The following is a 23,968-nucleotide window of genomic DNA, read 5'->3' on the forward strand; positions in this document are numbered from 1 at the left end:
GTTCCGATTCGTTGTCATGCGGCCGACTCCACTTCGAGCAAATGCTCGTCGACGAGCGGCTCGAACACCATGCGCGCGAGCACGTCGCGGCGCACGTCAATACCCTTCGCCACTTCGATGAGCCGCACGCCGAGCGCATCGAGCCGGAACACGGCGCGCTCGGTCACGTAGAGGACTTCCTTGCCTTCGAGACGCGCCTGCACGCCGCTGAACGTGACATGGCGCACGCGCTTCACGGCCTTGGGCACCGAACCGGGCGTGACTATTTCGAGGCTGTCGGCGTGCTGCTTCACTTCCAGACCTTTCGCCTCGAATGCGCCGCAGAAGACGATCTTCTTCGCGCCCTGTGCAATGTCCATGAATCCGCCCGGGCCGACCACCGTGCTGCCGAGCTTCGACACGTTGACGTTGCCTTCTTCGTCGAACTCGCCCATGCCGAGGAAGGTCACGTCGATACCGCCGCCGCTATAAAAGTCGAATTGATCGACGCTCGGGAGGATGGCATCGGCATTTCGCGCCGTGCCGAACATGGCGCCGTCGAGCATTACGCCGCGATGCACGCCCTGCTCCACCGATCCCCAGTAGTCGTTGGCGCGCCCCTGTCTTGCGAGCACGGCGGGAATCGCGCCCGGAAAGCCGAAGCCGAAGTTCACCGACTGGTCCACGCCAAGTTCCCGTGCCGCGCGTTCGGCGACGATCAGGCGCATGCCTTCGGGATAAGCCGCCTCATCGTTCGAAGAGTGCGCTTCCAAGAGCGCTTCGCCGCTCAACGCCGCGTCGTAGTCGCTGATCGCACATTGACGTTGCGCGGGCGTCTCGACGATCCGGTCGACCATCACGCCGGGAACGCGCACGAGCCGCGCGGGCACGTAGTCTTGCGAACGCGTCTTCACCTGCGCGACGACCGTGCCGCCGCTGTTGTGCGCGGCGAGCGCGACCGCGTAGATATCGAGGTCGGCGGGTTCGTGGCGCGTGGTGAGGTTGCCGCTATCATCGGCGGAAGACGCCATGACGATGGCCCAGTCGATGCGAAACGGCTTGTAGCGCAAATACTCTTCGCCGCCCAGCGTCACGAGTTCGACGAGATCCTCATGCGTTTGATCGTTGAGCTTGCCGCCGCCGAAGCGCGGATCGACGAACGTGCGCAAGCCGACGCGCGTCAGCACGCCAGGACGCTTCGCCCCGATCTCGCGAAACAGCGTGGCAATCACGCCCCCCGGAAAGCTGTACGCCTCGATACGGCCGCTCTCGGCGAGTTGCTGCATGGCCGGCGACCAGACCCAATGTCCGCCGATCACGCGCCTGACCATGCCTTCGTGCGCAAAACGGCCCAGACCGCTGCCGCGCCCGTCGCCGACGCCGAGCGCGTGAACCACCGTCAAGTCACATGGATGCCCCGTCGTCAGAAAACGCGTTTCGATGGCGGCGAGCACGGCGTCCGGTTCCAGCAAGCCGCCGCCGGAACCGGTGATTGCAATCGTCGCGCCGTCGGGGATCGCGTTCGCGACGGCCTCGGCGTGGGTCCATTTATCCAATTTGAATTACCTCGCTCTAATTCACTAAAAACGAACTGGTTCGTTACTTAAAGAAGATGTTGGCACACGCTTGAATCGGCTTCAAGCGCTCGATGAACAAAGTGGGGTTTACGATGATCACGACGACAGTGCGCGCATTGCCAGTGCCGGCGGCGTCGGCTAACGTTCAGGCTTCGAACACGAATGAGACGGGGCAATGCCGATAACGACCGCCGAAGCGCCGGACGCGCCGAAGAAAACCAAACGCACGCGCGATCCAATCCAGACGCAGACGAAGATCCTGGCCGCGGCCAAGGCGGAATTCGCGAAAGTCGGGCTGGGTGGCGCGCGCATCGATTCGATCGCCGAGAAGGCGGGCGTCAACAAGCGCATGATCTACGAATACTTCAAGGGCAAGGACGAACTCTTTCAGGCGGTGCTGGAAGACGCGTGGTCCGATATTCGCGACGCGGAGCGCAAGCTGGAACTCGGCCACTTGCCGCCCGCCGAGGCCATCCGCGCGCTCATGACGTTCACCTGGGAGTATTACCTCAAGCATCCCGAGTTCATGGCGCTCGTGAATAGCGAGAATCTGCATCGCGCGCGGCATGTGAAGAAGTCGCTGCGTTTTCGCGAACTGCACGGCGGTTTCATCGACATGCTGCAGTCGATTCTCGACCGTGGCGTCGCGGCCGGCGACTTCCGCAGCGGCATCGACGCGCGCCAGTTGCATCTGACGCTCGCGGCCATCGGCTACTACTACCTGACCAATCGCTTCACCGGCGAAGTGATCTTCGGCTTCGATTTCGTCTCGAAAGAGGCGCTGCGCGAACGCCTCGAATTCAATATCGATACCGTGCTCAGCCTGCTGCGTCCGCGCTGACCGCATTTCGGCGGCCTTTCTCTGCCGCCGCTCTCCTGCTAGGTAAAAACCCTCTTCGGCTCGATAGTGCTTGATTTTATAAATAACGAACCGTATCGTTACTTAAAAATCATGGAGGGAAAGGGCAATGAACGAACGTCCCGTTGCGCTCGTCACCGGCGCGCGTCGCGGCATTGGCCGCGCGATCGCGCTGGAACTCGCAAGCGCCGGTTTCGATATCGCCATCACGGATATCGCCGCATCCGCCGAACTCGACGATGCCCGCGACGCCGTCACCACACGCGGCGCACGATGCGCGGTGCAACTCTCCGATCTCGCCGACATCGCGCAACACGACAGCCTGTTCGGCGCAATCGAAGAACGTCTGGGACCGGTGACGTGTCTCGTCAACAATGCGGGCGTCTCGGTGATGTCGCGCGGCGATTTGCTCGATGTATCGCCGGAAAGTTACGACCGGTGCCTCCAGGTGAACACGCGCGGCACGTTCTTTCTGATGCAGGCGTTCGGGCGGCGCATCGCACGCACTACCGCTGCGCCTGGGGCGAACTATCCACCTTCGATCATCACCATCACTTCGTCGAATGCCGTCGCGGCCTCCGTGCAGCGCGGCGAGTATTGCGTGTCCAAGGCCGGTCTCTCCATGGCAACGACGCTCTTCTCGCTACGGCTCGCGGACTTCGGCGTGGGCGTCTACGAAGTGCAGCCGGGTTTCATCGAAACCGAGATGACGGCGCCCTCGAAAGCGCGCTATGACGTGCAAATGGAACACGGTCTCACCGCGATCAAGCGCTGGGGCACGCCGCAAGAAGTGGCTTCCGCCGTGCGCACGCTCGCCACGGGCGGCTTGCCCTACAGCATCGGCCAGCCGATTCGCATCGACGGCGGTCTTCTCGTTCACAAATACTGAGCATACGCATGCAGATCACGCTTCCGACCGAACGCGGCACACTGGAAACCTATCGTCTGATTGGCACGCCGCTCGTGCCGCGCCAACCCGATGCGCCGTTCAATCGCATCGCGTACTCGGCGGCGCATGTCGTCGCCGATCCACGCAAGAGCGGCGAGCTTCACGAACCCGTTGCGATCGACTGGGCGCGCACGCTCGAGTATCGGCGCTATCTGATCGGGCAAGGGCTCGGTATCGCCGAAGCGATGGACACCGCGCAGCGCGGCATGGGCCTGCCGTGGAAGAGCGCGCTCGAGCTGATCACGCGCACGATAGCGGATACGCGTGACATGCCCGGCGCTTCGATCGCTTCGGGCTGCGGCACCGACCACGTCGCGCCGCATACAGTCGGCTCTTGCGACGACGTGATCCGCGCCTACGCCGAACAACTCGAAGCCATCCAGCACGCAGGCGGCCGCGTCATCCTGATGGCAAGCCGCGCGCTCGCACGGGTGGCGCGAAATGGCGACGATTACCGGCGCGTCTATCGTGAAGTCCTGTCGATGTGCAACGAGCCCGTCATCCTGCACTGGCTCGGCGACATGTTCGACCGGGAACTTGCGGGCTACTGGGGCGCGCCAGACTACGAGAGCGCGGCGCGAACGTGTCTTGACATCATCGGCGAGAACGCGGCGAAGATCGACGGCATCAAGATTTCGCTGCTCGACGACGCGAAGGAGATCGCGTTTCGGCGCCGCCTTCCGCATGACGTGAAGATGTACACCGGCGACGACTTCAACTATCCTGGTCTGATAGAAGGCGACGAGGTCGGGCATTCGCATGCGCTGCTCGGCATTTTCGATGCCATTGCGCCCGCCGCATCGCAGGCGCTCGCCGCGCTCGCCGTCAACGATCACGCGCGTTATCACGCGTTGCTCGCGCCGACCGTGCCGCTATCGCGCCATGTTTTTCGTGCGCCGACGCAGTATTACAAGACGGGCGTCGTGTTTCTCGCGTATCTGAACGGCTTTCAGGATCACTTCTTCATGCTCGGCGGGCATCACGGCATGCGGCCGCCCGTGTATCTCGCGGATGTATTGCGTCTTGCCGATCGCGCCGGCCTACTGCGCGATCCCGAGCAAGCGACTGTGCGAGCGCGCGCGGTTTTATCGGCCCTCGGTTGCGGCGCCTGACATCATGCGCAGCCTGCAAGGAAGACTCGATCTATGCTCGATCAACACGGCGACGCTTGGCCATCGCGAGCCGCTCGACGTGACCATCGACCGTATCGCGCGTGCGGGATTCGGCGGCATTGCGCCGTGGCGGCATGAGGTGGAACAAGCAGATGTCAAGCAGATTGCACGGCAGATTCGCACGCACGGACTCACGGTGACGGGCTATTGCCGCTCGACTTACATTCCGGCGACGACGCGTGCTGGGTTCGACGCGAACATTGCAGCGAACCGCGCGGCTCTGCGCGATGCAGCGATTCTCGACGCACGCGCCTTTGTCATGGTCGTGGGCGCGCTGCCCGATGACAGTCGCGACCTGCGCGGCGCGCGCGAGCAGATAGCGGAAGGCATCGGCTTATTGCATGAAACCGCGCGTGACTGCGGCGTGCCGCTCGCGCTCGAACCGCTGCATCCCATGTACGCGGCAGAACGTTCGGCCATCAACACGATCGCGCAAGCGCTGGCGATATGCACGGACATCGATCCTCATGCGGATGGCTTTCTCGGCATCGCTGTCGATGCCTACCATTGCTGGTGGGACCCGGCGCTCGTCGAATCGATAGGCGCGGCGGGAAGCGACAAGAGGATTCGTGCGTTTCACGTATGCGACTGGCTGCGCGACACGCGCGACATGTTGCTCGATCGCGGCATGATGGGCGACGGCGTGATCGAACTCGCGGCGCTGCGGGCCGCGGTCGAACGGGCGGGCTATGACGGTTTGATCGAAGTGGAGATTTTTTCGAAGGACAACTGGTGGCGCCGCGATCCCGCCGATGTGCTCGACATTTGCGCGCAGCGTCTGCCGAGTGTGTGCTGAAATCTTGGCCTAGTTGGTTTGCGCTTTCTTGGCTCTCGTCGCTGGGTCATCGAGAATGTATCGTACGGTTCATGCCTCAAGGAGAAACACGCATGAACCCAAGGATCGTCATACGCCATCTCGATACGCCCGCCGACTGGACGCGCGCTTTCTCGGTAATGAAACAACTGCGTCCGCATCTGACGGATGCCACGGCTTTCTGCACGCAACTGCGAGCACAGCATGAACAAGGCTACCGTTTGATCGCCGCGTCCGACGCGGACACGGTCCTCGGACTCGCGGGTTATCGCACGCAGATGAATCTGATCTATGGACGCTTCGTCTACGTGGACGATCTCGTCGTCACGAACGAGTTGCAACGTAGCGGCATCGGCGCAAGCCTGCTCGATGCCGTGCGCAACATCGCGCGCGAATACGATTGCGCCCGCTTCGTGCTCGACACAGGCCTGCATATGGCGCTCGCGCAGCGCTTCTACTACCGCAATGGCTTGCTCGCGCGAGGCATGCATTTCGTCGAGACGCTGAACGACACGACGGAGCAGACGCGATGAGACTTCTTCTGCTCAACGCCAGCCCGCATGGCGAGAACAGCCACGGCCATCGACTCGCCATGGAGATGATCGAGCGTCTGCGCAGCGCCAATATCGTCGAAGTGATCGAACGCGATCTGACGGCGCATCCGCTTGCGCCCATCACACGCGATTATGCCGGCAACGTTACCTCGCGCACGCCCGATGCCAGCGCGTTCGATCTCTCCGAAACGCTGGTCGGCGAGATAGAAGCGACCGATGCGCTAATCATCAACACGCCGATGCATAACTTCACCGTTCCCGCCGCGTTGAAACTATGGATCGACTATGTGTTGCGCATTCATCGCACGTTCGCGGCCACGCCCGAAGGCAAGATCGGCTTGATGCGCGACCGGCCCACGTTCGTGATCGTCGGGTCCGGCGGTTTTCATACAGGGGAACGCGCGCGTCAGCCGGACTTTCTGACGCCGTATCTGCGATATGCGCTGGGTTCCATCGGCATTCACAGCGTGCAGTTTTTATTGCTGCAGGGGCTCGTCATGGCAGACGCCGCAGTGGAGGACGCATTGCGTGTTGCACGCGCCAGGCTCGCGCATCATGCGCTCTTCGCTTCGAGCGATTCCGTCGCGCTCTAATCGCGCTTTAATCGCGCTTTAGCCATCGAACGCGCGCCTCAGCATGCGCGCAAGACGCGACGCTTCCGCTGCGGTGCCGACATTGGCAAAGCCGAGCACGAGGCCACTCAACGTGCGCTTCGTGCGTTTGCCCAGATACCACGCTGATAAACCGATCACCGCGAACCCTGCCTCGCGGGCGCGCGCGGCGACAGCGAGATCATCCACGGGACCGTCGCGGCCCGCATTGAAGATGGCCACCAGATGCATGCCGCCAGCGGGCAACTCCACGCTCAGCCTCGCCCCGAACGCCTGCACGAGCGCATCGGCAAGCAAGGTGCGACGCTCGTCGTACAACGCACGCATGCGCTTGAGATGCCGCGCGAAATGCCCTTGCGCGATAAAGTCCGCCACGGCCGCCTGCAATAGATACGGCGAGCCCGCGTTGGTGCTCCTCGTCAATTGCCCGAAGCGCGCGACGGCCCGCTCGGGCACCACCACATACGAAAGCCGCAAGCCGGGAAACAGCACCTTGCTGAAGGTGCCGCAATAAATCACGCGATCATCCCGGTCGAGGCTCTTCAACGCCGGCAACGGACGCCCGACGTAGCGAAACTCGCTGTCGTAATCATCTTCCACGATCCAGCTTCCCGCGCGATTCGCCCAGTCGAGCAGCTTCATGCGCCGCGCGAGCGAAAGCGTGACGCCAAGCGGACTCTGATGCGACGGCGTGACGAACGCAAAGCGCGCATCCGGCGCGAGCGCCACGCCGCGTTCGACATCGAGACCTTCGTCATCGACCCGGACCGGCACGAGCCGCAGTCCCGCTTCGATGAGAAAGTTACGCGCGAGCAGATAGCCCGGTTCCTCGAACCACGCGCTGTCGCCCGGTCGAGCGAGGCCGCGCAAGATGAGTTCGAGCGTCGCGCGATAGCCGTTGGTCACGAACACCTGTTCCGGCGAGCATTCCACACCGCGCGACAAGCCGACATACGTTGCAATGTGCTCGCGCAACGGTCCATAGCCCGCTGGTTCCGGATAGGTGAGCGCGGCGACATCGCCGCTTCTCGCGCGATACGCCACGAGCCTGCTCCAGACCTTGCGCGGAAAGGCATCGAGCGCGGGCAGGCCGGGGCGTAGCGGCTTCGCGTCGTTGCCGATGTCATCCGCACGCGGAGGCTGCGCGGGCGCAAGCGCGCGGTCACGGCTCTTGCGCGATCGCGCGGCGGTCGCCGACGGAGGCAACGACGACGATACGAACGTACCCGCCGCGCCGCGCATGTGCAGATAGCCTTCGTTGACGAGGATGCCGTAGGCCAACTCCACCGTGCCGCGCGCGGTGTTGAGCTGCGTCGCCAGGCCGCGCAAGGCGGGCACGCGGTCGCCGGGCCGCAAATGCCCCGCCGCGATAGCCGACTTGAATCGCTCGCAAATCTGCAGATAGATCGGCAATTCCTCGCGCCGGTCGATTTCCATGTTCCACGCCATGACGCATCCTATGGCCTAGTCAATCTTGCGAATCTTGTCCCTTTTGGGTGAGCCATCATTCTTGCACAATGGCTTCAACCATTCATCCACTTGAAGAGGCTGGACATGAAGATTGTCGTTATTGGCGGAACGGGACTCATCGGTGCGAAGGCAGTCGCCATTCTGCGCGCACAGGGTCACGATGTACTGGCCGCATCGTCGCGCAGCGGTGTGAATGCCGTCACGGGCGAAGGCTTGAAGGAAGCGTTGACGGGCGCGCATACGGTCATCGACGTAACGAACGCGCCTTCTTGGGCGCCCGATGACGTGATGGCGTTCTTCCGCACGTCGACCATGAACCTGATCGAAGCCGGGCACGCCACGGGCGTGAAACATCATGTGGCGTTGTCGATTGTCGGCACGGATCGCATGCCGGACAACGGCTATTTTCGCGCAAAGGACGAGCAGGAAAAGCTGATTCGCGAATCGGGTTTGCCTTACACCATCGTACGCGCGACGCAGTTCTTCGAGTTTCTGCAAGGCATCGCCGATGTCTGTACGAGCGATGACCAAACGCGTCTCTCGCCGCATCGATTTCAGCCGATTGCAGCGGACGACGTGGCCGCCATCGTCGCGGATATCGCGCTGACCGCGCCGCTGAATGGCGTGCTCGATATAGCCGGACCGGAGCGCGCGCCCATGAACGAATTGATATCGCGCTATTTGCAGGCGGTGAATGACACGCGCAATGTCGTCGTCGATACAAACGCCACGTACTTCGGCGGCACGCTCGAAGAAAATTCGCTCGTGCCGCTCGCCGATGCGCGTCTGGGTCGCACGCGTCTTGCAGACTGGTTGCGCCGCGAAGCCTGAATCAGAAGATGTGCATCAGGCCGACATACGCACCCGTTTGCGATTCTCCCGCGAGCGGGCTCGTGCTGGGCGTCGTGTCGCGCGGCGTGGCGAACACCGAAAACGTGCCGTTCGCGCTGTTGCGCACGTAGGCTACCGTGCCATAGACGAACGTGCGCTTGGTGAAGTTGTAGGTCGTGCCGAGCGCATAGAGCGTCGCGTGACTGGCTGGATCGTGCGCCGTATCGCCCGTGCCGTCGCCCACGTGAATGTAAAAGCCCGCGGCCGTCACGGCCCATTGCGGCGTCCATTGGTAAGTCGCGCCGAGCCAGTAGTGATCGGCGCTATCCGCCACGCCTGCGGGCGAATCCGGCGCGGCGTAGTGCGTGTACGCGGCCTGCAGCTTGAACTTGTCGACCTTCACGTTTGCACCGACAAAGTATTCGCGCGACGCCTGGAAGATGTTGTCGAGCCGGCCATCCACGCTGCGCAGTTCGTCGTAGATGCCGCGCACGTCGAGCATCGACGAATGATAGGTAAGCATGATGCCGTCCGAGCGGCCGAACTCGCCCGTCGCGCCCTTGTTGAACGCGCCCGGCTGATTGCCGAACGCATACTGCCCCTGCACGTCGAGGCCATGAAACACCGGGCTGTGATATTCGACGTTATTGCTGCTTTGCTGCCAGTTGCGTCCTCTCACGAGCGATGCCGACGACACCGCCTGCTGCACGAAGGGATCGAATTCCCAGACGCCGTCGCTATCGATGAAAAGATTACGGCCGGCCTGCAATTGCCCCCACTCTTTCGAAGTCAGCCCCACATAAGCGCGCCGCGACCACATGCGTCCGCCGCCCGTTGTGCCGTTCATGATCTGCAAGGCGGTTTCGAGCGTGAAGATGGCCGACGTGCCGCCGCCCAGATTTTCGATACCTTTCAGCCCGAACATGCTCGTGCCCCAGTCGCCGCCTTCGGCGCTCCAGCGCGAGGACGTGCCGCCTTGACCGTTCGCCACGTGGTTCAGATATTCGATGCCGCCATCGAGACGGCCATACATGGTGACCGTGGATTGCGCATACGCGCCCGACGCAAAACCTGTCGATAAAAACAGGATACTTGCCGCTTTGATCAAACGATGTCTCATGATGTGTTGCACTCCTTTGACTGGCGCAATCTTATTGACGGAAGTATCTCCGGCAGCAACATAGCACCAACTCGCGAAGTCTTCACGAATGACGGCGACGGAACATGTTAAGCATACAATCGCGTCTCTCACCGACTCGAAGCCTCGCCGCATGATCAAGCCTAAACAACGCGACGCCGAACGCACGAAAGCGGCCTTGCTCGAAGCCGCCGCCGAAGCGTTCGCTCAAAACGGTTTCGCCTCCACGCGCGTGGAAGACGTCGCGCAAAGCGTCGGACTCACCAAGCGGCTCGTCTTTTATTACTTCGATTCAAAAGAGAAACTGTATATCGCGACGCTCGAAGCGGCGTATCAGCGCATCCGTCGCGAGGAAGAAGCGCTCGGCGACGCCAACATGCCGCCACGCGAAGCGCTCGCGCAAATCTGCGCCTTCACGTTCGATTATTACGTGAGCCATCCGAGCTTCGTGCGGCTCGTGGCAAGCGAGAACATAGAAGGCGGCGCATTCCTCGCGAAATCGGGCGTAGTGCGCGAGAGCAATCAGGGCATCATTCGCCTGCTCGACGCCATCCTCGAACGCGGCCGCGAGCAAGGCGTATTTCGCCGCGATGTCAGCGCGAAGGACGTGCACATGACCATCAGCAGCCTGGCTTTTTTCTGCATCGCGAATCAGCACACCTTCGGCACGCTGTTCGATATCGACATGAAAGCCGAAGCGTTTCTCGTGGCCAAGCGCGCGCAGATCGTGGATATCGTCGACCGGTTTTTAATGCCTTCTAGCAGTTGACGGGGTCTTCTCCGTACCCGCCAGCCAGGACGCGCTTACGTTGAAACCGATTCAACCGGCGATTTCGAAGACAAGTTCGCCGGCGATTCTTATGTTTTTCTTATAAATGGCTTAAGGGACAAACCCAAGTATCTCTCTTGATTCGGATCGCTAAGATTCTCCTCGAAGTTGTACGACCACATGAGAAGATTGCGCCGCCTTATCGGATGACATCAGGCAGCGTTCTCCCTCGGATGACGTATTCAAACAACGAGGCTTTGACCCAAGCATGAGAAATTGCATCCACAGCAGTTCAAAGAGAGAAACCAAGAGCAGTCCGTCGCGGATCGCGGCCGCGTGGCTTTTATCGGTTACGACGGCTTTCGCGCTCGGCGCTTGCGGCGGCTCTTCGTCCACGCCGACAAACGCGGCGGTCGAGAATAACGGCGAAGCACCGGCTGCTTCGGCGGCTTCAGCGGCTTCAGCGGCTTCAGCGGCTTCAGCGGCTTCAGCGGCTTCAGCGGGTTCGTCCGCTGCGCCTGCATCGGCAGCTATTCCTGCATCGACCGCTACACCGGCGCCAACCGCCTCCGACGCCACGCCTGCGCAAACCGCGTCCGATGCCGCGCCCGCCAGTGACTCGGCCGTCGTCACGCCGCCCGCAGGCTTCAAGGTCGGCACGACGCTCTACGACGCCGCATTGCCGCCCGAACCGTCGTTGCCCACCGCCGCGCAAGTCTGCAAGGAACTGCCCGCCACGCTCTCCGCGCTGCCAAACGGCCTCCTGCCCGATAGCGCCGACGCCACCGACACTGCGCCCGACACCGCGCGCATTCAGGCCGCGCTCAACGACTGCGCGAACAAGTCGAGCACGAGTCTCGCGACCAACAAGGCCGTGCATCTGATGGCCGGATCGGGCGGCGCGAACGCGTTTCTCGCAGGCGCGCTGACCATGCCGACCGGCATCACCTTGTGGATCGATCAGGGCGTCACGCTCTTCGCGTCGCGCGACCCACGTCAGTACGACAAGACCAAGGGGACGGCGAGTTGCGGCGTCATCACCGCGAGCGACAACGGCTGTCTCGCGCTCATCAACGCGAGCAAGGTCGCCAATGTCGCGGTGATGGGCGACGGTGTCATCGACGGGCGCGGCGGCAGTCCCCTCGTGAGCAGCGTGCCGAACGACCCGAATCTGCTCAAACGCCCCGACGGCACCACCATGAGCTGGTGGGACATCGGCTGGAAGGCCAACAAGGTGCTGAATCAGGCGCAGAACAATCCGCGCCTCGTCCAGATCAGCAACGGGCGCAATTTCACGTTGTACCGCGTGACGTTGCAGAATGCGCCGAAGTTCCATGTGGTGCCGAGCGGCATCGACGGCTTCACGGCATGGGCCGTCAAGATCTACACGCCGACGGCCGCCTATGAAGCCATGACGAACTATCTCGGCATGCCGTATAGCCCCGCCACCGCGAAGAACACCGACGGCATCGATCCCGGCAGTTCGGGCGTCATCACGAGCAATGCGGGCAATCCCGGCAGGCTCGCGGGGGACGCGAGCAACATCCTGATCGCCTATTCGTTCATCCGCACCGGCGACGACAACATGGCGATCAAGGGCGGCACGGGCACGGTCAACGGCCGGACCTATAACCTCACCGTTGCGCATAGTCACTTCTACGAAGGCCACGGCATGTCGATCGGCAGCGAAACCGCTGGCACCGACAACGGCGCGGCCAATCCGGATGTCGTCGCGGTCAACGGCGTCTTGCCGAGCGTGAGCAACGTCAATGTCTACGATCTCGCGATCGACGGCGCGGACAACGGCCTGCGCATCAAGTCGGACTGGAGCCGCAGCGGACTGATCTCGAACATCCGCTATTCGAACATTTGCATCCGCACGCCTTCGTCGTCGCCGGACGGCAACCCGCAGGCACTCATCTTCTCGCCGTATTACAGCGCGACGAAGAATGGCGGCCTTTATCCGAACATGCAGGGCATCGCGCTCGATGGCGTGCGTATCGTGAATGCATCGAGCTATACGTTTCAGGGCTTCAATTCGGCAAGTCCCATCATGCAAGGCTCCGGATGGTCCGGCGGCACGGCGGGTGTGCCGAATCCGCCGGTCGTGAATCCGCTCGTGATTTCGCTCAACAACGTTATCGCGGATATGGCGCCGGCTGGCTTCGCCGTGTCGGATGCGCTTATCGCCATTGGCGCGGATGGAACGAATCTGCCCTTTCAGACCGCCGGCAGCGTGACGGTCACGCGTTCGACCAACACGGGCACGTCAGGCCCGGTCGATTGCAGCGCCGCCTTCGTGCCTTTCCCGGGGCAAGGCGCGTAACGCAATAAGACACGCAAATAAAAAACGGGCGGCTCCCGCATGAGCCGCCCGCAAGGTACTGCAAGAACCGCGATGCTTACTTCTGTGCGATGGTCGCCTTGTTGCCCGTGCCCGTTTGCGTCACGACAGCCGTGTTGCCGTAGCCAGCTTGCGTCACCGATGCGTTGTTGCCCAGGCCAATCTGCGTGATCACGCCGACGTTGTTGGCGCCCGTTTGCGACGAGGTCGCGACGTTGCCGAAGCCCGCTTGCGTCAGCAGCAAGTCTTCATACGAGCCCGACTGCGAAGCCTTCGCCGTGTTCAGATCGCCGATTTGCGATGACACGATGTTCGATTCACCCGCGCTGTCCTGCGTCAGATCGGCCTTGTTCGACGAGCCGAGTTGCAGCGAGCTTGCCGTGTTGCCGCCGCCGAAGCGCTGTGCAACCGAAGCCGTGTTGTTGCTGCCGGTCTGGACGACGGTCGCGTGGTCGTTCGAAGCGTACAGTTGATCGACGTAAGCGGTGTTGAACGCGGCGCCCGACTGAACGATGTTGGTCGTCTCGTTTTGCGCGTTGATCTGATGCACGCTTGCGAGGTTCGGCAGGCTGGCGCCGCTCTGGTCGATGGTCGTGTGGTTGTTGCCACCGTTGGTCGACGAGACGTTGGCGATTTCCGCGCCGTTCTGCGTGATCTTGACCGTGTCGGCGTATTCGTTGTTTTGCTGAACCGACGTGTCGGTCACGCCGCCCGTTTGCGTCACGGTCGTGTCGTTGTAGCCGCCGCCCGTGGTTTGCACCACGGCCTTGCCGTGGTCACGGTCTTGCGAAATCTTCACCGTGTTGCCGATCGTGGCCGACTGCGTCACGGTGGCTTCGCCGCCGTCGATCTTGCCAAGCGTCGAACCTTGATTGATGGTGACGGTGTTCGAGCCGCCGCCCGTTTGTGAGATCGTCGACTTGCTGTTGGCGCCGTATTGGTTGACGGTGTCCTTGTCTTGCGACGCGTTGGTTTGCGTTACATTGGCCGTCGAGTTCGTGCCGTTCTGCGAGATGCGGGTGGTTTCGCTGTGTGCGCCGTCTTGCGTGACCGTCGCGCCGAGCTTCGAGTTCGCCGCGCCGCTCAGTTGCTTGATGTCGGTGTCGTTGTTCGAGCCGTTCGACGACGTGACAGTAGCTTGCGCGTTGTTCGCGCTTTGCAGAACATTGACCGTGTCGTTGCTCGATGCCGTCTGCGTCACGGTAGCCGTGTTGCCGGCGCCGATCTGCGTCACGAAGGCTTTTTCGCCTACCGACGAGTTGTCGGCGAAAGCTGCCGTCGATGCCAGTGCTGCCAGACCCATAGCGATGATAGATGCCTTGACTTTCATTTTTATGCCTCGTTGATTTGATATTTTGAGTACTTCGATTAGTCACCCTAAGGGCTGACGGCCCCTACCGTCAGCCGCCACGACTCCACCTACTCTCCTGCATCACACCTTACTGCGTTACCGCGGTCTCCTCTCACCCTGGCACTCGACCATGGCGTTCAGGCACCTACTTCATGAGGACCGAAGCCCTCGCGCCGCCCGTCTGCGTCACAGACATGCCTGCGCCGTTGCGGCTTTGCAGGATGGAAACCTCGTTGCCGGCGCCGTACTGCGTCACCTGCGAAGACATCGAGGAACCGATCTGCGTGACCGCTGCTGCATTACCGCTGCCGCTCTGCACCGTGACCGAGCGGTTGTTCGTTCCGGCCTGATAACCGGCGTACTGGTTGCCGCTGCCCGACTGCGAAAGCGCCGTCCAGTTGTCGTTGCCTGCCTGCGCCGTCGCGGCGGCGTTCGCCACGCCCGCCTGATTGGCGAGCAGCACGTTCTGTCCTGCCTGCAGGCCGACGATGCGATTGCCCGCGCCCGCCTGATTGACACGCGCCGTCTGCCCGCCGAAGCCCGGCTCCGAAGGACCGAAGTCCGAGATCGGCGAGAGGTCCGCCGCGAACACCGCGAGCGATGCACTCACGACCGCGCCGCACGCCGCGAGCAGCGCGATTTTCGGGGCGCGTGTCAAGGAACGCATTGACTTCATTTCAGTCTCCTCCATCAATGTGCCTTAACTCTTGGCCGCCGATGCGCTCGGCGGATCGATCTTCTCGGGGCTATACGCGGGATTGATCTGCTCCATCGTCGCGGCATAGCCCTGGTTTTCCTGCAAGTAGCGCTGCATGGTCGGGTCATACCAGTCCTTCGTGTCCTTGAGCGACCACGACTGATTGGCCACGCCTTGCACGATCAGATGCACGAGCGCCGATTCGATCGCTTCGTTCACGCACAACTGTTGCGGCTCGTTGCGCGTCATGCCGAGTTCGGCCTGCAACAGATCCTTGAAGCCGATGAAGCGGTACACGCCCGTATCGACCTGAATCGAATAGATAGTTTTGGTGGTCGAGACGCTGTTGAGAATGGTGCCGTTGCGAATATCCACGGCACGCAGGTTCACCGTCACCTGATCCACGCGATACTGCTGCGACGCCGAAATCCCCAGATACGCGACGCCCGCGCCGCCCGTGCGAATGTTCGAGTCGTAGCCGACGATGCCGCCTTCCAGCACGATGCTCGCCGGCGCCAGCGATCCGATCTGCGGAATCGCGCGGTTCTTGTCGTCGGGCGTTTCGAGCGCCCGCATGATCTTGCGTTCGGTGAGCAGGTCCTGGAGATTCTCGCGTTCGACCGGCGTGAACCAGCCCGAATCGCGCATGGCTTTCACGAGGAACGACGCGCCGCCTTGCGTCACTTGCGAGGAAAACGAACTATCCGGCGACGGCTTGTATTGGCCCGTCAGATCGCGAAAGCCATACACGGCCGCGACGATGCGTCCCTTCGGCGGTGGCAGATGCGTGAGATCGCGGGTCACGCGCGTCGGCGGCGTGAGGGTTGCGTTTCCCGCCGAGGGCATCGGCGCGGTGACGCAACCGGTGAGCAGCATCGAGCCGATGACGGCGGCGCCGAGCGCGGCGCGCATCGCGGAAAATTTGAAGTTGTTCTTATTCATGACGATGTTCGAGCTCACTGTCCGTTGCCAACGACGAAGGTCGTCGATGCGCCCGTGGTCTTGTCCGTGGTCGTCACTTGCAGATTGCCGCCCGTGACTTGCGTGATCGCAATCGAGAAGTTGCCCGTATTGATCGTGCCCGGATGCAAGGTGCCGTCGGTGCCGACGATCGAGCTCGAAATCGACGATGCGACGCGCGACAGGATCGCCTGCTGAAGTTGCGTGTTGAACTGGTCGAGCGTGGACTGGCTGCTCGTGCCGAGATCCGACAGCGACGGGTCCTTGTACTTGTTCTGGGCGTTCGCTTCGTTGAGCAGGTTCGTGCCGTTCAGCGGATTGCCGCCGAAGTTCGGATTGACCGGTTCATAGACGAGCGAGGTGGCGTGTGCGGCGGCGAGCGTCGTCGAGAGCGCGCAGGCGAGCATCGCGCGTTTTGCGGGCGCAGTGATCTTCATCGTGAATCCCCGTAATTGGCCGTGTTGCTTTTTTTAGAGTTCGTCCGTCGCCATGTCGGCGTCGCGGAACAAGAGGCGCGATATGTCGGCCTGCATGACGTTCTGAAACGCGATCTGCGCCGCGTTTTCCGCCACCGGCTTCACATTGGAGCGAGCGATCGGCAGGAACGCCTGGAACACGCGGCGTTGCCCGAACTCGACCCACACGAGGCTGCCGTAGCGCGCCGAGGGCCGCTCGTGCACCGAGACGATGTAGCGCTCGGAGAGGGGAATCGCGCCCCATGCCTGCGCGAACCAGTTGTAGAAGTCCTGGCCGGCGAGCGTCACGGTGTCGGTGGTGACGACGCCGCCGAGCGCATCGTCGAGCGGCTTCTGACCGTTGACGTCGGCGCCGCGGGCACGCGGGGTATCGGCGAGGGTATCGCCCTTGTCGAGCGATGACGAACCGTTCACCGTGCCGCGCGAGCTGAGAGGCGCGCCATTGGCGGCGGGCAGCGCGGTGCCGCGGTTCAGCGGGCTGGGCGTCGGCGTGCTCGGCAGCGAAATGAGCGGCTGAGCTTGCGCCGAGCTCGTCACATGCGTGGCGATGGCCGGCGCTTCCGCGTCCTGCGCGTGAGCGCCCGTGATACTTCCCCAAAACGTGATGCACACTGCGGTCGTTCGCCGGAGGGTTTTAAAACCCTTCTCGAGCGAATTGTTTTTATCTCGCTGCATGACTTCCCCGTAAGCCTCTGGCCGCTATGGTGCTGCCTTGAAGCGTTTGTTTTTATTCGTAAGACGGAACCGATTCTGATCGAGACGCGACGGCTTTTATGTTGTCGTCGCCACATTCGACTGAGGAAAGTCGCAAGAAATGAAATCGTGTTGGAAAGGCCACTCAAAGCCAGTTGAAAATCACTGTAAAGAAACGTTTGCCGATGCCGTTAATCGGTGCAGAGCGTGCCGAATTAGGGTTTTCCACAGGCAGCGCCGCTGACAGAATTGATTGCGACAAGAGATAACGATGGTTTTCAGCTACAGAGATATGTTGGTCACGCCGGCGGCAGTCCGGCATGGAGATGCGTTTGCCGCGATGGCGCGCATTCAGGACGTGGACGGCCGCGAGCGTTCGGTGCAACTGCCGGGGGAATTCGATTGCGTGGAAGAAGCGATCAGGTTTGCGATCGCTTCGGGGTTCGAGTATATCGATGGGACTTGTAATTGAAGGGTTCAGCGCTGTCTGGACTGGCGGCGGCGCTAGCCGCTACCGCGCCTTCAACACCCTCAACCCCGAATCATTCAACGCATTGCCCACGCGCGCTTCGCTTTCGGCTGGCGCCTTCTTCGCTTCGCGAATCGACAGATACCGCAGGCAGCACACGCGCAAGAACGAGGCGAAGTTGGTTGGCATCTCGCCACGCAATGCGATCAACTCGTCGTAGAGCTTCACCGCGAACTGACTCGTCGTCAGATTTTCGCGCTCCGCGATTTCCTGCAGCACATCCCAGAACAGATTCTCCAGCCTGACCGTGGTGATCACTCCGTGAATGCGCAGCGAGCGCGTGCGCGATTCATACAGAATCGGATCGGCGTTGATATAGACCCCGCACATGAGAAAGCCCTCCCGTGATTGCCGGTCAACCCTACTCCCGGGCGACTCGTCCAGCAATCGAGTCGGACCCGGAAGCATGGCAGGCATTAGTGCATCCATTCAAACGCGGCGCGCGTTCATCTGTCCCGCGATGTAATCCGCCTGCCGGATCGCGAGCGTCACGATGGTGAGCGTCGGATTTTCCGCCGCGCCCGTCGTGAACTGGCTGCCGTCGGAGATATACAGGTTCGCAACCTCGTGGGTCTGGCCATGCTTGTTGCACACGCCGTCCTCGGCGCGCGCGCTCATGCGGGCCGTGCCGAGATTGTGCGTCGATGGATACGGCGGCACGCGATACGTCATCTTCGCGCCGGCCGCTTCGTACACGGCGCTGCCCTGCTTGTAGGCATGCTCGCGCATTGCTTGGTCGTTCGGATGATCGTCGAAATGGACGTTCGCCACCGGCTGGCCGTATTGATCCTTCACGTCCGAATTGAGCGTCACGCGATTCGTCTCGCGCGGCATGTCCTCGCCGACGATCCACATGCCGGCTGTGTAAGCGTACTGATCCATGGTCTGCGCGAAGCTCGGACCCCACGCGCCCGGATCCACGAAAGCAGCATAAAACGGCAGACCGAGCGACACCGTTTCCAGATGGTAGCCACCCGCGAAACCGCGCTTGGGATCGAACACGGCTTCATCCTCGATGATGCCCGCCATCGTCGTGCCCTTGAACATCTCGACCTTGTCTTCGAACACGCCGTAGACCGAACCCGTCGTGTGGCGCATATAGTTGCGGCCCACCTGTCCCGAGCCGTTCGCGAGCCCGTCCGGAAACTTGCTCGATTGCGAGTTCAGCAAGAGGCGCGGCGTCTCGATGGAATTGCCCGCCACCGCGACGACGCGCGCTTTCTGACGTTGCAGCTTGCCGCTCGCGTCGTAGTAGACGACGCCGCTCGCCTTGCCGCGCGCATCGTGTTCAATGCGCACCACGTGCGCCTGCGTGCGCAACTCCATGTGCCCCGTGGCCTGCGCGCGCGGCAGTTCGGTATAGAGCGTCGACCACTTCGCGCCCATGCGGCAGCCTTGAAAGCAGAAGCCACGCTGGAAGCAATGCGCGCGGTCGTCGCGCACGGTGCTGTTGATCGCCATGTGGCCGGTGTTGCATTCCTTGTATCCGACCTTCTCCGCGCCCGCCGACATCACCTTGAAGTTGTTGTTGCCGGGCAGTCCGGGGAAACCGTTGGTGCGCGTGACACCCAGCTTCTTCTCTGCGCGGTCGTAGTACGGGTTCAGCTCGTCGCGCGTGACGGGCCAGTCGAGCAGGTTCGCGTCCTTGATATCGCCATACGTGGACTTCGCCTTGAACTCCCACGGCTGGATGCGCAGGCTCGCGCCCGCCCAGTGCACGGTGGTGCCGCCCACCGTCTTGCAGATCCATGCGGGCAGATTCGGGAAGTCCTTCGCCACGCGCCACGACCCGGACGTCGTGCGCTTGTCGAGCCACGACAGCATTTGAAACGCGTTCCATTCCTCCGTCGAAAAATCGCTTTGCGTATGCGAGCCGCCCGCTTCCAACACCACCACGTCGATCCCTTTCTGCGCAAGTTCGTTGGCGAGCGTCCCGCCGCCCGCGCCGGAACCGATGATGACGACCACATGGTCGTCGCTCTGCTTGAACTGCACCTTGTTGCCTGCGTACATGTCTGTCTCCGCTGTGTCCGCTGTATCGCGAGAGTCGGCGCTGCTGCCTGCTCGCCCGATGTCGTTTCGATCCGCGCGCAATCAGCCGTCTTTCGGAATCGGTCCGCTTGCGGCGACCGGCGGGTCCGGCAGCCATGACAGATTGTTGAAGCCCTGATAGAGATAGCCTCCGTCTCCCTTCGATGCCCCATAACCGAAGTGCGCATACGCCATCGCGTTGCTGTAGAGCGAGACGACCGCGGTGCTGCGAATGGTTTCGAAGAACGGTGTGCCGGCAAGCGCCGCGACATCCTTTGCCTGGTCCGCCGCGGCGCGTTTGGTCCAGTCGGAACCGGCGCCGGCATCGAGCTTGCCGATGCCATCGGCGAGTTGTTGACGCACGGCCGGATCGGCCTTGGCCTTCGCGTCGAGGTCTTTGACGACGAGCGCATACACGGCGTTGTCCAGCGTGGGATGCGGAAACACCTGGCGCGTGAACGCAAGCAACACTTCGCCCTGATGCGTGTCGAACCCTTGCAGTTCGAGCGCCCACACGCGGCTTGGCGCCAGGCTCGCGAACACCGAGGTTACGGCGAGCGTGCCGACCAGCACGCCCGAACCGCGCAGGAATTCGCGTCGTGTCAACGCAATTTTAGGCGGCGCGGCTTGCGTTTCCGAGTGCCGCACGCCCGCCTCGATGACGTCGCCCGCCCGCCGCGGCGCGACGATCGGAATGATCGTGTCTCGCATGTCTATCTCCTTGTGGGGTACTGCAACAGCTTATTTATGTGTATGCGCTGCTCGAAATCGTGTTACTGATAATGGCCGTGCCGCTCCAGCACTTCGATCTTGTATCCGTCCGGGTCCTGAATGAAGAAGTAACGGGCGATGAGCGCGCCGTCGTCGTCGCGGAATTCGCGCAGGTCGTTGGGCGTCATGCCCAGTTCGATGAGACGCTCACGCTCGGCCTTGGCATCCGCGACACTCACGGCGACGTGTCCGTAGCCATCGCCATGGGTGTAGGGCTCGGCGCGTCCCTTGTTCCACGTGAGTTCGATTTCAGCGTCGGTTTCGTCGTTACGCAAATAGACGAGCGTGAAGTCCGGGAAGTCCAGCCGGTGCGCCGTCTCGAGATTCAGCGCGTTCTGGTAAAAGCGCAGCGAGCGGTCGAGGTCCTGCACACGAATCATCGTGTGGATCAGCTTTGACATGGCGTCTCCTCCTTGTGACGCAAGTTTAGGGAGACGCTTGGGGTCAAGGTAATGCCCGGCTAAATAGCCGACTCGGGACTTGCCCTGAGAGGCGAATTGAAAGCCTGCCGCGCCGCCGCAAAAATTTTTGCGTGCGCTCTTGTGCATTGCGATGCCGCTCTCTATAATCCGCCGCTCCACAGGCTCGTAGCTCAGTTGGTTAGAGCACCACCTTGACATGGTGGGGGTCGTTGGTTCGAATCCAATCGAGCCTACCAACGAATGCATTGCATCAAGAAAAAAACGCCGCGTATAAGAACGCGGCGTTTTTTTTGTCGATCAGATCGAGTGTTTTCAGTCCCAGCAGTTACGGAACGCGACAGCGGCGATCACCGGCACGGTGAGCACGAGCGGAATGGCGAAGTAAGGCACTTCCAGATCCACGACCCAGCTATAGATCAGCCAGCCGATACCCACGCCAAGCGTGACGATGCCAACGAGCGCGGTCAGCACGTTGAGCATGACGGGAGACATCCGCTTCTTGGGCGTTTCCTTGGTCGATGGAGTTTCCATGATGGCGGCAGGCGCATTCGAACGCGCGACAGATAAACAAGTCGATTGTATACCCGCCTGCGAGCCGTGCCGACAAGCAGGCCGCAGCGTCAGCCCGCTGCCAGCCGCTGCACTTTCGTGACTGTCTTGAGCAGCGAGTCGAGCGGGACCGGCCGGCTCAGCAAATAGCCCTGCACCTTGTCGCAACCCGCCTCGCGCAGACAGTCCAGCTGCTCTGCCGTTTCCACGCCTTCCGCGACGACCGTCACACCGAGCTTATGCGCGAGCTCGATCACGCCTTCCACCACGATGCGCATCATCTCGTCGGTGGCGATGTTATCGACGAAAGACTTGTCGAGCTTCAGCACGTCGGGCCTGAAACGCGTTAGATAGTTGAGACTCGAATAGCCGGTGCCGAAATCGTCGATGGCAATCCGCACGCCCATCTCGCGCACTTTCGACAGCACGTCCTGTGCATCGTCGACGTTTTCGATCAGCGCCGACTCCGTAATTTCCAGCGTGACGTTGTTCGGGTCGATACAGCATCGCTTGATCGCGTGCCTAAGCACGGAGACGAGACGCGGATCGCGGAACTGTTTCGGCGATACGTTCACCGCCATCGAATGCACGGCGGGCATTGCATGCGAGAGTCGGGACGCCGCCTGCACGGCTTCGCGAATGATCCAGTGCCCCGCTTCGACGATCAAGCCGCTCTCTTCGAGCATCGGCACGAACGCGCCCGGACCGAGCAGACCGAGCAGCGGATGATTCCAGCGCAACAGCGCTTCCACGCCCACGAGCGTGCCGGAATCCACGCGATATTGCGGCTGAAAATGCAGCAGGAACTGGTTCTGGCGAATCGCGTTCAACAGTTCGGATTCGAGATGCGCACGCGCCAGTTCGTCCTTCTCGCGCTCGCCGAACACGCGGAACGTGTTGCGGCCCGCGCGTTTGGCCGCGTACATGGCCATGTCGGCGCTGATGAAGAGCGACTCGGGCGAACTGCCGTGCTCGGGAAAGAGCGCCACGCCGATCGAACAGGTCATCGCGATGCTCTTGCAATCCATCGCTATCGGGCGATGACACGCAATGGCAAGCCGTCGGCACGCCCGCGCGATTTGTTCGTGATCGAACGCGCCCGGCAGGATCACGGTGAACTCGTCGCCGCCCGGCCGCGCGACGATTGCATCGGGCGGCAGCGCTTCCTGAATGCGCGAGGCCAGGGCTTTGAGCACGGTGTCGCCGGCGGTGTGGCCGGCGGTGTCGTTGATGGACTTGAAGCGGTCGATATCGACGAAGAGATAAGCGAACGGCTCGCCCGATGCGCAGCGCGCGTCGAGCGCCTCGACGATCGCGTTGCGATTATGAAGACCCGTGAGGCTGTCGATGTTCGCCAGGCGATGCAATTGCTGAAGCCGGTTGCGCTCCTCGGTGGCATCGACGCAAACGCTCACCACGCGCGACACCGCGCCGTCTTCGCTGACGGGATAGATATCCGCGCGAACCCAGCGCGTGCGTTCCTCTGGCAAGCGCAAACGGAAATAGCTTTGCGCGGGCATGGCCGTGTTGACGGCGGCGCGCATCTGCGTGCGCAGCCCGGCGATATCCTCGGGATGTACGCGCTGCGACCATGCGGTCTCGTCCGCTTCGAGCGCGGACACGGGCATTTCCCACATGCGCTCGAATGCCGAACTCACATGCAGCAGTTCGCGGAAGTCGTGGCTCGCGGTCCAGAACACGGCATCGACGTGATCTTCCATGTCCTTCTGCACGCGCGCCTTGCCCCGCAACTCATCAATGAGCGTGCGCTCCGCCGTGATGTCGCGCGACTTGCAAAGTACCGCTATCAGCTTGCCGAACTCGCCGTAGACCGGCGCGAAAGTGGAAGTCCACCAGCGCAGATTGCCGCGCATGGTGCAGCACGCGCCGGTAAAGGACGTGGATTCGCCGGCCTTGGCGCGTTCGAAAGCGCGGCGCGCGTCGGGGCCGTCCCAGAGCGCGAGCCAGTCGATGCCGACGACATCGTCGGCGGCGCGCGCTTCGATCAGGCGCTGGCCGACTTCGGAGATGCAGACGACCTTGCCTTCCGGACTCAAAAGCTTGATGCAGTCGTCCGCGATGGAGAGAAGACCATTCGAGAGCTGACGCGCGACGAAGATCTGCCGGTGCGCGCGCTGCATCTGCTGGATCACGGCGACCGCCGCGATGGCGATGGCCGCGAGCAGCAGGTTCCACGGCAGCGGAATGAAAGGCGTCACCGCGGCGACCAGCAAGACGCCGAAGAACGCGGCTCCAAAGCCGTCCAGGCGCCGTGTGCATTCGACATAGTGAGATTCGCCGGCCACGCTTTCGCCGATGATCCCGAGAAAATCAGACGCTCTGCCCTGCACCTTCGACCCCGTCCGCTGTTGCTGTTGCTTTTGGTTTATCTTACTGATGCATAACGGCGGGATCGGTAAAT

General features: G+C 62.0%; 24 protein-coding genes and 1 tRNA gene. 11 read left to right on the top strand and 14 right to left on the bottom strand.

Going from position 1 to position 23,968, the window contains the following annotated elements; genetic code table 11:
- Positions 1-14: 14 nt before the first annotated feature.
- Positions 15-1,535: an acyl CoA:acetate/3-ketoacid CoA transferase gene (locus tag NCR98_RS27620; RefSeq protein WP_250527943.1), complete on the bottom strand. Its 1,521-nt coding sequence runs from the start codon at positions 1,533-1,535 to the stop codon at positions 15-17.
- A gap of 196 nt (positions 1,536-1,731) precedes the next feature.
- Between NCR98_RS27620 and NCR98_RS27625 the strand changes: the two genes are divergently transcribed.
- The 6 genes from NCR98_RS27625 (at position 1,732) to NCR98_RS27650 (ending at position 6,497) form a co-directional block, all read left to right on the top strand.
- Positions 1,732-2,397 (top strand): TetR/AcrR family transcriptional regulator, encoded by a 666-nt coding sequence (locus NCR98_RS27625; protein WP_244830074.1) that lies wholly within the window; start codon positions 1,732-1,734, stop codon positions 2,395-2,397.
- A 127-nt stretch (positions 2,398-2,524) separates the two neighbouring features.
- Positions 2,525-3,304: a 3-ketoacyl-ACP reductase gene (locus NCR98_RS27630; protein WP_250527944.1), complete on the top strand. Its 780-nt coding sequence runs from the start codon at positions 2,525-2,527 to the stop codon at positions 3,302-3,304.
- An 8-nt stretch (positions 3,305-3,312) separates the two neighbouring features.
- Complete coding sequence (locus tag NCR98_RS27635; RefSeq protein WP_250527945.1) at positions 3,313-4,476, top strand: dihydrodipicolinate synthase family protein; 1,164 nt, start codon at positions 3,313-3,315, stop codon at positions 4,474-4,476.
- Between the two features lie 4 nt (positions 4,477-4,480).
- The gene (locus NCR98_RS27640) at positions 4,481-5,332 is read left to right on the top strand and encodes a sugar phosphate isomerase/epimerase family protein (protein ID WP_250527946.1); all 852 of its coding nucleotides are present in this window, start codon (positions 4,481-4,483) and stop codon (positions 5,330-5,332) included.
- Positions 5,333-5,424: 92 nt separating this feature from the next.
- A complete protein-coding gene (locus tag NCR98_RS27645; protein ID WP_250527947.1) occupies positions 5,425-5,883 on the top strand; it encodes a GNAT family N-acetyltransferase in 459 nt (152 codons plus the stop codon).
- Positions 5,880-6,497: an FMN-dependent NADH-azoreductase gene (locus tag NCR98_RS27650; protein WP_250527948.1), complete on the top strand. Its 618-nt coding sequence runs from the start codon at positions 5,880-5,882 to the stop codon at positions 6,495-6,497. Before NCR98_RS27645 ends, NCR98_RS27650 begins: the two co-directional genes overlap by 4 nt.
- 18 nt (positions 6,498-6,515) lie before the next feature.
- Here NCR98_RS27650 and pdxR read toward each other — a convergent pair whose 3' ends face one another.
- Positions 6,516-7,964, bottom strand: a complete 1,449-nt coding sequence (gene pdxR / locus NCR98_RS27655; protein ID WP_250527949.1) for a MocR-like pyridoxine biosynthesis transcription factor PdxR — start codon at positions 7,962-7,964, stop codon at positions 6,516-6,518.
- Between the two features lie 105 nt (positions 7,965-8,069).
- Between pdxR and NCR98_RS27660 the strand changes: the two genes are divergently transcribed.
- On the top strand, positions 8,070-8,816 hold the full coding sequence (locus NCR98_RS27660) for an SDR family oxidoreductase (RefSeq protein ID WP_250527950.1): 747 nt from the start codon (positions 8,070-8,072) through the stop codon (positions 8,814-8,816).
- Position 8,817: 1 nt separating this feature from the next.
- On the opposite strand, the gene NCR98_RS27665 is transcribed toward NCR98_RS27660, so the two are convergent.
- Positions 8,818-9,936 carry a porin gene (locus NCR98_RS27665; protein ID WP_255784700.1) on the bottom strand — a complete coding sequence of 373 codons (1,119 nt, stop codon included), beginning with the start codon at positions 9,934-9,936 and terminating at the stop codon, positions 8,818-8,820.
- Between the two features lie 151 nt (positions 9,937-10,087).
- Here NCR98_RS27665 and NCR98_RS27670 point away from each other — a divergent pair, with 151 nt between their 5' ends.
- A complete protein-coding gene (locus NCR98_RS27670) occupies positions 10,088-10,723 on the top strand; it encodes a TetR/AcrR family transcriptional regulator (protein WP_244830063.1) in 636 nt (211 codons plus the stop codon).
- A 268-nt stretch (positions 10,724-10,991) separates the two neighbouring features.
- Positions 10,992-13,049, top strand: coding sequence for a glycoside hydrolase family 28 protein (locus tag NCR98_RS27675; protein WP_250527951.1), 2,058 nt, complete (start codon positions 10,992-10,994; stop codon positions 13,047-13,049).
- Between the two features lie 76 nt (positions 13,050-13,125).
- Here the strand turns inward: NCR98_RS27675 and NCR98_RS27680 are convergent, their stop codons facing one another.
- The 5 genes from NCR98_RS27680 to NCR98_RS27700 form a co-directional block, all read right to left on the bottom strand.
- A complete protein-coding gene (locus tag NCR98_RS27680; RefSeq protein WP_250527952.1) occupies positions 13,126-14,397 on the bottom strand; it encodes a hypothetical protein in 1,272 nt (423 codons plus the stop codon).
- 166 nt (positions 14,398-14,563) lie between these two features.
- Positions 14,564-15,094, bottom strand: coding sequence for a hypothetical protein (locus NCR98_RS27685; protein WP_250527953.1), 531 nt, complete (start codon positions 15,092-15,094; stop codon positions 14,564-14,566).
- A gap of 24 nt (positions 15,095-15,118) precedes the next feature.
- On the bottom strand, positions 15,119-16,057 hold the full coding sequence (locus NCR98_RS27690) for a CsgG/HfaB family protein (RefSeq protein WP_244830057.1): 939 nt from the start codon (positions 16,055-16,057) through the stop codon (positions 15,119-15,121).
- Between the two features lie 14 nt (positions 16,058-16,071).
- Positions 16,072-16,512 carry a curli assembly protein CsgF gene (locus NCR98_RS27695; protein WP_250468527.1) on the bottom strand — a complete coding sequence of 147 codons (441 nt, stop codon included), beginning with the start codon at positions 16,510-16,512 and terminating at the stop codon, positions 16,072-16,074.
- 33 nt (positions 16,513-16,545) lie between these two features.
- A complete protein-coding gene (locus NCR98_RS27700) occupies positions 16,546-17,163 on the bottom strand; it encodes a CsgE family curli-type amyloid fiber assembly protein (RefSeq protein ID WP_250527954.1) in 618 nt (205 codons plus the stop codon).
- A 352-nt stretch (positions 17,164-17,515) separates the two neighbouring features.
- On the opposite strand from NCR98_RS27700, the gene NCR98_RS27705 reads away from it, so the two are divergent.
- Positions 17,516-17,716 carry a hypothetical protein gene (locus tag NCR98_RS27705; RefSeq protein ID WP_244830052.1) on the top strand — a complete coding sequence of 67 codons (201 nt, stop codon included), beginning with the start codon at positions 17,516-17,518 and terminating at the stop codon, positions 17,714-17,716.
- A gap of 39 nt (positions 17,717-17,755) precedes the next feature.
- Here NCR98_RS27705 and NCR98_RS27710 read toward each other — a convergent pair whose 3' ends face one another.
- From NCR98_RS27710 to NCR98_RS27725, 4 genes are all read right to left on the bottom strand, one after another.
- Entirely contained in the window at positions 17,756-18,103 is a 348-nt protein-coding gene (locus tag NCR98_RS27710) for a ribbon-helix-helix domain-containing protein (protein WP_250468531.1), read from the bottom strand.
- A 99-nt stretch (positions 18,104-18,202) separates the two neighbouring features.
- On the bottom strand, positions 18,203-19,786 hold the full coding sequence (locus NCR98_RS27715) for a GMC family oxidoreductase (RefSeq protein WP_250510757.1): 1,584 nt from the start codon (positions 19,784-19,786) through the stop codon (positions 18,203-18,205).
- Between the two features lie 81 nt (positions 19,787-19,867).
- Positions 19,868-20,515, bottom strand: a complete 648-nt coding sequence (locus tag NCR98_RS27720) for a twin-arginine translocation signal domain-containing protein (protein ID WP_244830046.1) — start codon at positions 20,513-20,515, stop codon at positions 19,868-19,870.
- Between the two features lie 62 nt (positions 20,516-20,577).
- Positions 20,578-20,976 carry a VOC family protein gene (locus NCR98_RS27725; protein ID WP_244830045.1) on the bottom strand — a complete coding sequence of 133 codons (399 nt, stop codon included), beginning with the start codon at positions 20,974-20,976 and terminating at the stop codon, positions 20,578-20,580.
- Between the two features lie 180 nt (positions 20,977-21,156).
- Here NCR98_RS27725 and NCR98_RS27730 point away from each other — a divergent pair.
- A tRNA-Val gene (locus NCR98_RS27730) sits at positions 21,157-21,233 on the top strand.
- 76 nt (positions 21,234-21,309) lie between these two features.
- On the opposite strand, the gene NCR98_RS27735 is transcribed toward NCR98_RS27730, so the two are convergent.
- Both NCR98_RS27735 and NCR98_RS27740 read right to left on the bottom strand, forming a co-directional pair.
- A complete protein-coding gene (locus NCR98_RS27735) occupies positions 21,310-21,528 on the bottom strand; it encodes a hypothetical protein (protein ID WP_250527955.1) in 219 nt (72 codons plus the stop codon).
- Between the two features lie 89 nt (positions 21,529-21,617).
- Entirely contained in the window at positions 21,618-23,852 is a 2,235-nt protein-coding gene (locus NCR98_RS27740; protein ID WP_250527956.1) for a putative bifunctional diguanylate cyclase/phosphodiesterase, read from the bottom strand.
- Positions 23,853-23,968 lie beyond the last annotated feature (116 nt).

The sequence above is a fragment of the Caballeronia sp. GAWG2-1 genome, assembly GCF_023631405.1.
GTDB lineage: Bacteria > Pseudomonadota > Gammaproteobacteria > Burkholderiales > Burkholderiaceae > Caballeronia.